The organism is Brevundimonas sp. Bb-A (assembly GCF_009394735.1).
Lineage (GTDB): Bacteria > Pseudomonadota > Alphaproteobacteria > Caulobacterales > Caulobacteraceae > Brevundimonas > Brevundimonas aurantiaca.
Window position 1 is genome coordinate 707,658 of the sequence record NZ_CP045456.1, and the last position, 11,784, is coordinate 719,441.

The following is an 11,784-nucleotide window of genomic DNA, read 5'->3' on the forward strand; positions in this document are numbered from 1 at the left end:
CCGGAAGCGCGACACGCCTAAAAGGATGTCCATGCAGATGCTGGACATTCTGATCCTCCTCGCCATCGCCGCCGTGACGGTGACGCTGGGCCTGGGGCTGTATTCCCTGTTTCGCGGCGGCGCCTATGCGCGCAGCCATTCCAACCGGCTGATGCGCTGGCGGGTCGGGTTTCAGGCCCTGGCGGTCCTGCTTCTGGTGATCGGCATGCTGTGGAAGGCGACGGCGTCTTGACCGGAGGTCGTCCATGGTGACGCTGAACAAGATCTACACCAAGACTGGGGACGAGGGCCTGACGCGGCTGGCCTCGGGTGCGCCGGTGTCTAAGACCGATCTGCGGGTCCAGGCCTATGGGGCGGTGGATGAACTGAACGCCGTCCTGGGGGTGGCCCGGCTCAGCAGCGGCCAGAACGACCGGATCGACGCCATGCTGGGGCGGATCCAGAACGAACTGTTCGACCTGGGGGCCGATCTGGCCACGCCGCTGGACCCGCCCCCGGCCTGGGAGGCGCTGCGAATTCTGGACAGCCAGGTCGAGCGGCTGGAACAGGAGATCGACTGGATGAACGAGAGCCTGAAACCGCTGGACAGTTTCATCCTGCCCGGCGGTTCGCCCTTGTCGGCCCATCTGCATGTGGCGCGCACCGTGTGCCGTCGCGCCGAGCGGGACGCCGTGCGTCTGGTCGAGGCGGGGCAGGCGGTCAACGGCGCGGCCCTACGCTATCTGAACCGGCTGTCGGACCATCTGTTCGTCGCCGGGCGCCGCGCCAACGCTAACGGCGCCAATGACGTCAAGTGGAAGCCGGGCGCCACGCGCTGAGGCGTCGCTTATGGACGCCGGGGTTCCGGACGGCTAACGGCAGGCGGATGAAGACCGACCTGCCCCCCGAGGACGACAATCCGCATCTGGAGCGGCCGCTGCGGTCGTTCGGCCGCATCAAGGCTCGCCCGATCAAGCCGCGTCAGGCCGCCCTGATGGAGACGCTGCTCCCACGGATCGCCGTGCCGGACCCGAAGGCGGGACCGGTGAACCCGCAGACTCTGATGCCCAACGCCGCCGAGGTCTGGCTGGAGATCGGATTCGGCGGGGGCGAACATATGGCGGCCCAGGCGGCGCGGCGGCCGGACGTTCTGGTGATCGGCTGCGAACCCTTTCTGAACGGGGTCGCCTCGGCCCTGCGCCACGTCGAGGAAGGCGGGCTGGAGAACGTCCGCATCCACGCCGACGACGCGCGCGACCTGGTCGAGGTCCTTCCCGACGCCTCGGTCGATCGGGTGCTGATCCTGTTTCCCGATCCCTGGCACAAGGCCCGGCACAACAAGCGCCGCCTGTTGCAGGACGAGACGGCCCAGGCCTTCGCCCGCATTCTGAAGCCCGGCGGGACGCTGCGGTTCGTCACCGATTGGCGCGACTATGCGGAATGGACGCTGGAGCGATTGGAGAGGGCGCCGGGGCTGAAGCGGATCGGAGCGGCCGAGGCCGACTGGCATGTCGCCCCGTCGGACCATGTGATCACCCGCTATGAGGAAAAGCGACTGGGCGACACCGCGCCGATCTTCCTGGAATATCAGAAGGCGGCCTGAGGGAACTTGTGCGGGGCTGATTGTCGCATAAGGGTATCTACCTAGCCCCCTCATAGCCCCCCGTTTAACCTCGTTCTTTAGGCATGGTCCGATGCTTAGGGAAACAACCATGAAGGCTTTGACGATCGGCGGGCGGATTAATCTGCTGGCGCTTGTGACGGTGGTGGGCCTTTTGGTGGTGACGGCCTTGGCCCTTTTCCGGCTGGATGCGGTCATGCGTGACGACATCGCCGACCGCACTAAAAAGTCCGTCGAGATCGCCCACAGCGTGGTCGCCTATTACCAGGGCGAGGAGGCGGCCGGACGGATGAGCCGGGATCAGGCCCAGACGGCGGCCAAGGCGGCGGTCGGGGCCATGCGGTACGGCCAGGACGACTATTTCTGGATCAACGACATGCATCCCACCATGGTGATGCACCCGATGAAGCCGGCGCTGAACGGCAAGGATCTGAGCGAGAACAAGGACGCTGACGGCGTGCTGATGTTCAAGGAATTCGTCGCCGTGGTGCAGAAGGACGGCGAGGGCTTCGTCCACTACCAGTGGGCCAAGCCGAACCAGGACGGGGCCTCGCCGAAGATCTCCTATGTGAAGGGCTTTGCGCCCTGGGGCTGGGTGATCGGTTCAGGCGTCTATACCGACCAGATCGCGGCGGCCGTGGGCAAGTCGGCCCTGGCCCTGGGCTCCATGGCCCTGCTGGTGTTGCTGGCGGTCGGGGCGGCGGGCTGGTTCATCGGCCGGTCGGTGTCGGGGCCCGTGGTGGCGCTCGAGCGGCGGATGCGCGGCCTGGCGGAGGGAGATACGGCCTCCGAGATTCCGGGCGTCGCGCGCGGCGACGAGATCGGCAAGATGGCCTTGGCGCTCGCGACCTTCCGCGACGCCGCCATTGAGAAGGCGCGTCTGGCGGCGGAGGCGCTTTCGCAACGCTCGATGAGCGAGCAGGAGCGGGCCGCCCGCGAGGCCGAGAAGGCGGCGGAGGCCGAGGCCGACCGGGTGACGATCGAGGCCTTGGGCCGGGGTCTGGCGGCCATGGCGGACGGCGACCTGACCTATCGGATCGAGACCGAATTCGCGCCCAAGGCGGCGCAGCTGAAGACGGACTTCAACGCCGCCATCGCTCAGCTCCAGCAGGCCCTGTCGGTGGTGGTGGGCAATATCGCCGGCATCCGCGCCGGCGCCGGCGAGATCAGCCAGGCGGCCGACGACCTGTCGCGCCGCACCGAACAGCAGGCTGCGGGGCTGGAGGAGACGGCGGCGGCTCTGGACGAGATCACCGCCACGGTGAACAAGACGGCGTCAGGCGCGCGCCAGGCCTCGGACGTGGTCCAGGCCGCCAAGGGCGACGCCGAGACCTCGGGCGTCATCGTTCGCGACGCCGTCCAGGCCATGCAGGCCATAGAGGGCTCGTCGGACCAGATCAGCCAGATCATCGGCGTCATCGACGAAATCGCCTTCCAGACCAACCTCCTGGCCCTGAACGCCGGGGTCGAGGCGGCCCGGGCGGGCGAGGCCGGTCGCGGTTTCGCCGTCGTGGCCTCCGAGGTCCGGGCCCTGGCCCAGCGCTCGGCGGAAGCCGCCAAGGAGATCAAGACCCTGATCTCGACCTCCAGCACCCAGGTCGGTTCGGGGGTGAAACTGGTCGGCCAGACCGGCGAGGCCCTGCAGCGGATCGTGGACCGTGTGGCCGAGATCGACGGACTGGTGTCGGAAATCGCGGCCTCGGCCCAGGAACAGGCGATCGGCCTGGCCGAGGTCAACACCGCCGTCAACCAGATGGACCAGGTCACCCAGCAGAATGCGGCCATGGTCGAACAGTCGACCGCCGCCAGCCACTCTCTGGCCCAGGAGGCCCAGTCGCTCCAGGCCTCGGTGGCCCGGTTCAAGGTCGGCTCAGCGGCCCAGGTCGCCGCCGCCCCCGCCCGCGCCCCTGCGCCCGCGCCTGCGTCTTCCGCACCGGCCAAGCCGGCCCATCGCATGGTCCAGGCTCTCAAGACCCTGGGCCGCGGCGGCGCCGCGCCCGCCCAACAGGCCGCTCCCGCCGAAGACGGCTGGGAGGAATTCTAGGCGGCTTCGTCGAGGACGGTCTGGCGCGGCGGCGATGAACCGCCCAGCTTAGGCCGTCTTCACCGGAGCCCTTGAATGACCCTCTCGATCTACGACTTCGCCACGCCCGTTCTGGCGCGCGGCCTCACCAATCTGTCCGGTTTCCTGGACAAGGCCCTGGCGGAGGGCTTCGACGAAACCATCCTGATCCAGGCCCGGCTGCACGACGACATGCGCCCCCTGGCCGCCCAGGTGCAGCTGGCCTCGGACACGGCCAAGGGCGCCGTGGCGCGGCTGGCCGGCGTCGACAATCCGTCCATGGCCGATACGGAGACGACCTTCGCCGAACTGAAGGATCGGATCGCGCGGACCCTGGCCTTCATCGAGGGCGTGGACCCCGCCGCCTTCGCCGACGCCGAGACCCGACCGATCAGCCTGAAGACGCCCAGCCGCGAACTGAATTTCGACGGCCTGGGCTATCTGACCAGTTTCGTCCTGCCCAACTTCCATTTCCACGTCACGACCGCCTACGCCATCCTGCGCAAGGCGGGCGTGCCGTTGGGCAAGACGGATTATCTGGGGCGACTTACTTTGATCGAGTAGGGAAGGTTGCAATCTGAGGTGAGCACGGCATTCTTCGGTCGGCTGTGTCGAGCGCCGGGGAATGCGAAATGAAGCGAAGCAGTCCCGGACCAAACATCCATCACCTGGCGGCCTGCGTCCTCTACGCGCCGGGTCTTTCCCTGATCGCCTTTTTCGCCTGTGTTTTGCTGGCCTCCATTCCGCAGGCGCTCACCGGAGGCGTCGAAGGCGGCGGCGTGTCGATCGACGCAATCTTCTCGGGCGTCGTCAGCCTCATCGCCCTGTTCATTCTTGTGACCCTGTGGGGCCTCATCCCCGCCCTCCTGTTCGGCGGCGTCGGATGCTGGCTCGCGGAGCGGAGCCTGCAAGCGCGAGCCTGGTGGGCCTGGGGCCTGGCCGGAAGTGCAAGCGCGAGCGTCTATGTCGTCGCTTCGCTGATCTGCCGCTCTTTCGCACCGACTGCGGGATTTCTGATGGCGCCTTGGATGTTTCGGGCCGGGCTCACGCCCGGCGCCGAGGGCGTTTTCGGCGCCCTCGACATGATGCTGGCGGCCAGCGTGGCCGGCATATTGACGGGCGGGTTTCTGGCCGGCGCCCTCTATTTCCGCCTCTGTCGCGGTCGGGGGGCGCCGATTGGGGCTGACAAGCGAATGTGAAAGGCCTATATGGCGCTCCACATCGTTAGACCGGCGTCCAACGGCGTCGTTCAAAGCGGCGGCCCGGACGGACCGCCGCTTTTGTTTTGGATATTCGCCGCTTGCGCGCAAAGACCGCCCAGGACCGCCAACTGCTGGAGCTGATCGACCCGATCGCGGAGTCGCTCGGGCTCGAGGTCGTGCGCGTTCGTCTGATGAGCGGCTCCAAGCGCCAGCGCCTGCAGATCATGGCCGAACGCCCGTCCGACCACGACATCTCGGTGGAGCAATGCGCCAAGCTGAGCCGGGCCGTGTCGGAGGTGTTCGACGCCGCCGATCCGATCAGTGGCGAATATCTGCTGGAGGTCTCCTCCCCCGGCATCGACCGGCCCCTGACCCGTCCCATCGACTTCGACCTGTTCGAGGGCGAGGAGGCGCGGCTGGAGACGGACCGGATGATCGAGGGCCGCAAACGCTTCAAGGGCGTGCTGGCCGGGTTCGAGGACGGCAATGTCCTGATCGACCTGGAGGGCGAGGAGGACACCGCCCTGATCCCCTTCGACTGGTTGAGCGATGCGAAACTGGTCCTGACCGACGCCCTGATGAAGCGGGGCGCCGCCATCCGCGCCGCTCGCGGCGAACCTGAAGACGACGGCCTGCCCGAAGGGGAAGCCGACGACGCTGACACCGACACCACGACCCCTTCTGAGGACAAAGCCTGATGGCCGTCACCGGTATTTCCGCCAACCGCCTCGAACTGCTGCAGATCGCCGAGGCCGTGGCCCGCGAGAAGAACATCGACCGCGAAATCGTCATCGAGGCGATTGAGGAGGCGATCCAGAAGGGCGCCAAGTCGCGCTACGGCGCCCATCACGACATCCGCGCCAAGATCGACCACAAGACCGGCGAACTGTCCCTGACCCGTCACGTCACCATCGTCGAGGACGACTGGCAGCCGGAAGACGAGCTGGAGGAGTTCAACGACAGCGCCATGGTGCGTCTGCGCGACGCCCTGAAGCGCGACCCCGAGGCCGAGGTCGGCAAGGAATATGTCGAACAGCTGCCGCCGTTCGAGTTCGGCCGCGTCCAGACCCAGATGGCCCGCCAGGTCGTGACCGGAAAGGTCCGCGAGGCTGAACGCGCCAACCAGTACGAAGAGTTCAAGGACCGCGTCGGCGAGATCGTCAACGGCACGGTCAAGCGCGTCGAATACGGCAACACCATCGTCGACCTGGGCCGGGGCGAGGGCGTCATGCGCCGCGACCAGTCCATCCCGCGCGAAGTGTTCAACATCGGCGACCGGATCCGCACCTACATCTACGACGTCCGGCCCGAGGCCAAGGGCCCGCAGGTCATGCTGTCGCGCGCCCACCCGGGCTTCATGGCCAAGCTGTTCGCCCAGGAAGTGCCGGAAGTCTATGACGGGGTGATCGAGATCCGCGCCGCCGCCCGTGACTCGGGCTCGCGCGCCAAGATGGCCGTCCTGTCGAACGACAGCTCGATCGACCCCGTGGGCGCCTGCGTCGGCATGCGCGGCTCGCGCGTTCAGGCGGTCGTCGCCGAACTGCAGGGCGAGAAGATCGACATCATCCAGTGGAACCCGGACGAGCCCACCTTCATCGTCAACGCCCTGGCCCCGGCCGAAGTCTCCAAGGTCGTGCTCGACGAAGAAGCCGGCCGGGTGGAAGTGGTCGTGCCCGACGAACAGCTGTCGCTGGCCATCGGCCGTCGCGGCCAGAACGTGCGCCTGGCCAGCCAGCTGACCGGCTGGCAGATCGACATCATCACCGAGAGCCAGGACTCCGAGCGTCGCCAGCGCGAGTTCGGCGAGCGCACCGCCCTGTTCCAGGAAGCCCTGGACGTGGACGAGGTCATCGCCCAGCTGCTGGTCACCGAAGGCTTCGCCACGGTGGAAGACCTGGCCTATGTCGACCCCTACGAGGTCTCGGAAATCGAGGGCTTCGACGAGGAGACGGCCGAGGAGCTTCAGACCCGCGCCCGCGAATATCTGGACAAGAAGGCCGCCGAACTGGACGCCAAGCGCACTGAACTCGGCGTTGAGGACGCGGTTCTGGACGTGCCGGGCGTGACGCTCGCCATGGCGGTCGCCTTGGGCGAAGGCGGGGTCAAGACCGTCGAGGATCTGGCCGATCTGGCGACCGACGAAATTCGCGGCGGCTACGAGGTGAAGAACGGCGAACGGGTCAAGGTCCCGGGCGTTCTGGAAAGCTTCAACCTGGCCCAGGAAGAGGCCGAACTGCTGATCCTACAGGCCCGTGTGGCCGCCGGCTGGATCGACGCCTCGGAACTGCCGCAGCCCGAGCCGGAGTATGAGGACGAGGGCGACTACGCCGAGGGCGAGTACGATCCCGACCAGGTGTTCGGCGAGGCCGGTGGCGAAGGCCAGGCGTCCGACGACGCCGAACCGTCGAACACGTGATGGGAGACCTGGCCCTTCATGAGCTTGCGCGACGCGACGATCGATAGGGAACGCCGGGACCTGGTCAGCCACCAGGTCATGGACGAATCTCGTCTGATCCGTTTCGTCGCCGGGCCTGAAGGTCAGGTGGTTCCCGACCTGGGGCGCAAACTGCCCGGTCGCGGCCTGTGGGTCGAAGCCCGCCGCGCCTCGGTCGAGGCGGCGGTCAAGAAGAACGGCTTCACGCGCGCCGCAAAGACGAAGCTGACCGCGCCGGCCGATCTGGCGGATCTGGTCGAGCGGCTGCTGGTCCGGCGTTGTTTGGACCAGCTGGGTCTTGCCCGGCGCGAAGGCGTGCTTATCTCAGGCTTCGAAAAGTCCGCTGCGGCCCTGCGGTCCGGCAAGGCCGCCTGGGTGATCGAGGCCTCTGACGGGGCCATCGACGGCCGTGGCAAAATCCTCGCATTGGCCCGCCATCAGACCGCCAAGGTCTGCGGCGCCTTTACGGCGGACGATTTGAGTTTGGCCCTTGGGCTGGAAAATGCGATACACGCCGTCCTGCTTGCGGGCGGACGCGCCGATCGGTGGACCCTAGAGGTCGAACGACTGGCTGGATTTCGGCCGCTTCGCCCCCCTCACTGGGAGATTTCCGGTGTCGAGGACGGACCGGCGGGCGCACCCCCGACTGATTTTGATCACGGTGGGGCGAGCTGAGGATTTTGGCGGCCGAGGGCCTGTCTCCAGGGGCGGAGACGGGCTCACGGCCGTTTATGGGTATTGAGACGACGGCGGGCTTTTCCGCCCCAAGTAAAGCGACCGGATGAGCGACGAAAACGACAAGACCAACCAAGGCCAGGGTTCGAACACCGGCGGAACGCCGTCCCAGACGGGGCCGCGGGCGCCGCTGAGCCTGAAGCCGCGCGCCGCGGGATCGGTTTCGACCGGCACCGTGAAGCAGAGCTTCAGCCATGGCCGATCCAAGACGGTGGTGGTCGAGACCAAGCGACGCCCCGGCGCCGGCGGGCCGCAACGCCCGCAAGGCTTCGATGTCGCTCGCCCGCAGCAGGCGGGACAGGCGCCGCGTCCGCAGGGCCAGCGCCCGGCCCAGCCCGCCGGCGGGGGTCTGTCGCCTGAGGAGCAGGAGGCCCGTCGCCGCGCCATCGCCCTGGCGACCCAGGCCAACGCCGAACGCGAACGCGCCGCCGCCGCTGAAAAGGCCGCGCGCGAAGCCGCCGAGCGTGAGCGCGCCGCCGCCAATGAACGCGCCGCCCAGGCCGCGCGCGAAGAGGCCGCCGCCGCCAAGGCCGCAGCCGAGGCCGCCCGCGCCGAGGCCGCCAAATTGGCCGCCGCCGCGCCTCAGCCGGTCAAGACTGCGCCCAAGCCGACCCCAGCTCCGACGCCGGCTGCGTCCGCGCCCGCCCCGGCGCCGGTCGCTCCGACGCCGGCGCCTGCCCGTCCCGCCGCCCCGGCGCGTCCGACCGTCAACTTCGGCCAACGCGCGCCCAAGCCCGGCAATCCGCAGCGTGCGGCGCCGGAACGCCCCGCCTTCGGCGGCCGTTCGGCCCGCGAACAGGCCATGGGCGGCGGCGACCGGTCCTATTCAGATCGTCCCCAGTCGTCCGAGCGTCCGCAAGGCGACCGTCCCCAGGGCGGCCGCCCCGGCCCCGGCGGCCAGCGTCCCCAGGGCGCCAAGCCGGCCGAGCCGGTCCGCTATTCGGCCCTGAACCCCCGCCCGGCTCCCGGCGCCGCCCGTCCCGGCGGTCCGCGCACCGGCCCCGGCGGCCGTGCGGCCCCGAACGCCCCGCCCGCCACCCCTGAAGTGGCGCGCCCCAGCCGCGCGCCCGGCGCCGGCTTCGGCCGTCCCGTGGGTCGCGACGACGATCGTGAGAAGCGTTTCTCCGACGCCGGCAAGGCGGTCAGCCGCACCCGCGGCGAACCCAAGCGCCGCGAAGGCCGGATGACCATCCAGTCCGTGGTCGGCGACGGCGACGCCGCCGAGCGGATGCGCTCGCTGGCCTCGGTCCGCCGCGCCCGCGAACGCGAGAAGGAAAAGCGCAAGGGCGGCTCCACCGATACGCCGAACCGTCCGCGTGAAGTGGTCATCCCCGACGTCATCACCGTGCAGGAGCTGTCCAACCGGATGGCCGTGCGGGGCGTCGACATTATCAAGTTCCTGATGAAGCAGGGCATGATGATGAAGATCAACGACGTGATCGATTCCGACACCGCCGAACTGGTGGCCGAGGAATTCGGCATGGCCGTCAAGCGTGTGTCCGAGTCCGACGTGGAAACCGGCTTCCTGGGCGAGGCGGACGACGCCGATGCCTCCGAAGTCCGCGCCCCGGTCGTGGCCATCATGGGCCACGTCGACCACGGCAAGACCTCGCTGCTGGACGCGCTGCGCACCACCGATGTGGCGGGCGGCGAAGCCGGCGGCATCACCCAGCATATCGGCGCCTATCAGGTGCGTCTGGAAGACGGCCAGAAGGTCACCTTCCTTGACACCCCGGGCCACGCCGCCTTTTCGGCCATGCGGGCGCGCGGCGCCAATGTGACCGATATCGTGGTTCTGGTCGTGGCCGCCGACGACGGCGTCATGCCCCAGACGATCGAGGCGATCCAGCACGCCAAGGCGGCCGAGGCGCCGCTGATCGTCGCCGTCAACAAGATGGACAAGCCCGGCGCCACCTCGCAGAAGGTCGTCAACGAGCTGCTGCAGTACGAAGTGATCGCCGAGAGCCTGGGCGGCGACACCCAGATCATCGAGGTCTCCGCCAAGGAGCGGATGAACCTGGACGGCCTCTTGGAAGCCATCCTGGTCCAGGCCGAGGTCATGGACCTGCGCGCCAACCCCGACCGATCGGCCGAGGGCGTGGTCATCGAGGCCAAGCTGGACAAGGGCCGCGGCCCCGTCGGCACCGTCCTGGTCAAGCGCGGCACGCTGAAGCGCGGCGACATCGTCGTGGCCGGCGGCGCCTGGGGCAAGGTTCGCGCCCTGCTGAACGAGCGCAACGAACAGCTGACCGACGCCGGCCCCTCCGTCCCGGTCGAGATCCTGGGTCTGGACGAGGCGCCGTCGCCGGGCGACGTCTTCGCCGTGGTGGATTCCGAAGCCCGCGCCCGCGAGCTGACCGAATATCGTCAGCGGGTGAAGCGCGAAAAGGCCCAGGTTTCGGGCGGCTCGGTCTCGCTGGTCGACATGATGGCCAAGCTCGGCTCCAAGAAGATCAACGAGCTGCCGGTGGTCATCAAGGCCGACGTCCAGGGTTCGGGCGAAGCCATCGCCGCCTCGCTGGAGAAGATGGGCAACGACGAGGTCCGCGCCCGCATCGTCTATTCCGGCGCAGGCGGCATCACCGAGAGCGACGTCAACCTGGCCAAGTCGGCCGGCGCGCCGATCCTCGGCTTCAACGTCCGGGCCTCGAAACAGGCGCGCGATCTGGCCGACCGCGAGGGGGTCGAGATCCGCTACTATTCGATCATCTACGACCTCTTGGACGACATGAAAGGCGTGCTCTCGGGCATGCTGGCGCCGCTGCAACGCGAAACCTTCCTGGGCAACGCCCAGGTGCTTCAGGTCTTCGACATCTCCAAGGTCGGCAAGATCGCCGGCTGCCGCGTCACCGAAGGCGTCGTGCGCAAGGGCGCCCGCGTCCGCATCATCCGCGACGACGTGGTGGTGCTGGAGCTGGGCGTGCTCAACACGCTCAAACGCTTCAAGGACGAGGTCAACGAGGTGCCCTCGGGCCAGGAGTGCGGCATGCAGTTCCAGGGCTTCCAGGACATCAAGGAAGGCGACTACATCGAGTGCTTCACGGTCGAAGAGATCAAGCGCACCCTGGACTAGGTCCGGCGTTCGCAGGCGCACAGAGAGACAGGCCCGGAACCCAGGTTCCGGGCCTTTTTCTTTGCGCGGCGGATCCGACACGGGCGTTCACGCTTCGCCGGCGGCGGCGCACGGTCACTGGCGAAAACGGACTGTCCAGCGCCGCAAGTCCGCTGGCGGCGGCTGCGGACGGGCGGCACGGTCCGGTCATCGAGAGCCGGCCGTCGGTTCTCACCCAACAGGATCGCCGCCGTGAAGTTCTCCGCCCTCATCCTTTCCGCCGCCGTCGCCGCTCTCGCCGCCGCGCCCGCCTTCGCCGCCGACCTGACCGTCGTCTTTCCGGACGCGGCCGCAGAAGGCCGGATCATGGTCGCCGTCTTCGACAGCGCCGAGGCCTATCAGGCGGGCCGACCGGTCAAGGCGGCCCAGCTGGACGCCGCAGCAGGCGAGACCCGCATCACCTTCGACGATCTGCCCGACGGCGATTATGCGGTGCGCGCCTTCCACGATCTGAACGCCGACGGGCGGATGAACACCAATCCCTTCGGCATGCCGACCGAGCCCTTCGCCTTCTCCAACAATGCGGTCGGCAATATGGGCCCGGCCTCCTGGGACCGCGCCCGCTTCCCGGCGGCCGGGTCGGTCGAACAGACGATTACCCTGAAGTAGATCCCGCCGCCCTCCTCCGTTTCAAATTCA

The 11,784-nt window shown here is 68.3% G+C and carries 11 protein-coding genes; all 11 read left to right on the forward strand.

What is annotated here, in order from left to right; all coding sequences use genetic code 11:
• The first annotated feature begins 31 nt into the window (after nucleotides 1-31).
• The 11 genes from BSP_RS03470 (at nucleotide 32) to BSP_RS03520 (ending at nucleotide 11,754) form a co-directional block, all read left to right on the forward strand.
• Nucleotides 32-232, forward strand: a complete 201-nt coding sequence (locus BSP_RS03470) for a twin transmembrane helix small protein (RefSeq protein WP_152949312.1) — start codon at nucleotides 32-34, stop codon at nucleotides 230-232.
• 13 nt (nucleotides 233-245) lie between these two features.
• The gene (locus tag BSP_RS03475) at nucleotides 246-818 is read left to right on the forward strand and encodes a cob(I)yrinic acid a,c-diamide adenosyltransferase (RefSeq protein WP_054764479.1); all 573 of its coding nucleotides are present in this window, start codon (nucleotides 246-248) and stop codon (nucleotides 816-818) included.
• 47 nt (nucleotides 819-865) lie between these two features.
• Entirely contained in the window at nucleotides 866-1,582 is a 717-nt protein-coding gene (gene trmB / locus BSP_RS03480; RefSeq protein ID WP_054764480.1) for a tRNA (guanosine(46)-N7)-methyltransferase TrmB, read from the forward strand.
• Nucleotides 1,583-1,691: 109 nt separating this feature from the next.
• Complete coding sequence (locus BSP_RS03485; RefSeq protein ID WP_152949313.1) at nucleotides 1,692-3,644, forward strand: methyl-accepting chemotaxis protein; 1,953 nt, start codon at nucleotides 1,692-1,694, stop codon at nucleotides 3,642-3,644.
• Nucleotides 3,645-3,719: 75 nt separating this feature from the next.
• The gene (locus BSP_RS03490; RefSeq protein WP_152949314.1) at nucleotides 3,720-4,226 is read left to right on the forward strand and encodes a DUF1993 family protein; all 507 of its coding nucleotides are present in this window, start codon (nucleotides 3,720-3,722) and stop codon (nucleotides 4,224-4,226) included.
• A gap of 68 nt (nucleotides 4,227-4,294) precedes the next feature.
• Nucleotides 4,295-4,861, forward strand: a complete 567-nt coding sequence (locus BSP_RS03495; RefSeq protein WP_152949315.1) for a hypothetical protein — start codon at nucleotides 4,295-4,297, stop codon at nucleotides 4,859-4,861.
• A 101-nt stretch (nucleotides 4,862-4,962) separates the two neighbouring features.
• On the forward strand, nucleotides 4,963-5,562 hold the full coding sequence (gene rimP, locus BSP_RS03500) for a ribosome maturation factor RimP (RefSeq protein ID WP_054764482.1): 600 nt from the start codon (nucleotides 4,963-4,965) through the stop codon (nucleotides 5,560-5,562).
• Nucleotides 5,562-7,280 carry a transcription termination factor NusA gene (gene nusA / locus BSP_RS03505; protein ID WP_054764483.1) on the forward strand — a complete coding sequence of 573 codons (1,719 nt, stop codon included), beginning with the start codon at nucleotides 5,562-5,564 and terminating at the stop codon, nucleotides 7,278-7,280. Before rimP ends, nusA begins: the two co-directional genes overlap by 1 nt.
• Nucleotides 7,281-7,298: 18 nt before the next feature.
• Nucleotides 7,299-7,973 carry an RNA-binding protein gene (locus BSP_RS03510; protein WP_152949316.1) on the forward strand — a complete coding sequence of 225 codons (675 nt, stop codon included), beginning with the start codon at nucleotides 7,299-7,301 and terminating at the stop codon, nucleotides 7,971-7,973.
• Nucleotides 7,974-8,079: 106 nt separating this feature from the next.
• Entirely contained in the window at nucleotides 8,080-11,106 is a 3,027-nt protein-coding gene (gene infB / locus BSP_RS03515; protein ID WP_054764485.1) for a translation initiation factor IF-2, read from the forward strand.
• 231 nt (nucleotides 11,107-11,337) lie between these two features.
• The gene (locus BSP_RS03520; RefSeq protein ID WP_224761152.1) at nucleotides 11,338-11,754 is read left to right on the forward strand and encodes a DUF2141 domain-containing protein; all 417 of its coding nucleotides are present in this window, start codon (nucleotides 11,338-11,340) and stop codon (nucleotides 11,752-11,754) included.
• The last annotated feature ends 30 nt before the right edge of the window (nucleotides 11,755-11,784 follow it).

What these genes read in the sequence shown, in the direction of transcription:
- BSP_RS03470 (WP_152949312.1), top strand. Translation starts at nt 32, where the DNA reads ATGCAGATGCTGGACATTCTGATCCTCCTCGCCATCGCCGCCGTGACG.
- BSP_RS03475 (WP_054764479.1), top strand. Translation starts at nt 246, where the DNA reads ATGGTGACGCTGAACAAGATCTACACCAAGACTGGGGACGAGGGCCTG.
- trmB (WP_054764480.1), top strand. Translation starts at nt 866, where the DNA reads ATGAAGACCGACCTGCCCCCCGAGGACGACAATCCGCATCTGGAGCGG.
- BSP_RS03485 (WP_152949313.1), top strand. Translation starts at nt 1,692, where the DNA reads ATGAAGGCTTTGACGATCGGCGGGCGGATTAATCTGCTGGCGCTTGTG.
- BSP_RS03490 (WP_152949314.1), top strand. Translation starts at nt 3,720, where the DNA reads ATGACCCTCTCGATCTACGACTTCGCCACGCCCGTTCTGGCGCGCGGC.
- BSP_RS03495 (WP_152949315.1), top strand. Translation starts at nt 4,295, where the DNA reads ATGAAGCGAAGCAGTCCCGGACCAAACATCCATCACCTGGCGGCCTGC.
- nusA (WP_054764483.1), top strand. Translation starts at nt 5,562, where the DNA reads ATGGCCGTCACCGGTATTTCCGCCAACCGCCTCGAACTGCTGCAGATC.
- BSP_RS03510 (WP_152949316.1), top strand. Translation starts at nt 7,299, where the DNA reads ATGAGCTTGCGCGACGCGACGATCGATAGGGAACGCCGGGACCTGGTC.
- infB (WP_054764485.1), top strand. Translation starts at nt 8,080, where the DNA reads ATGAGCGACGAAAACGACAAGACCAACCAAGGCCAGGGTTCGAACACC.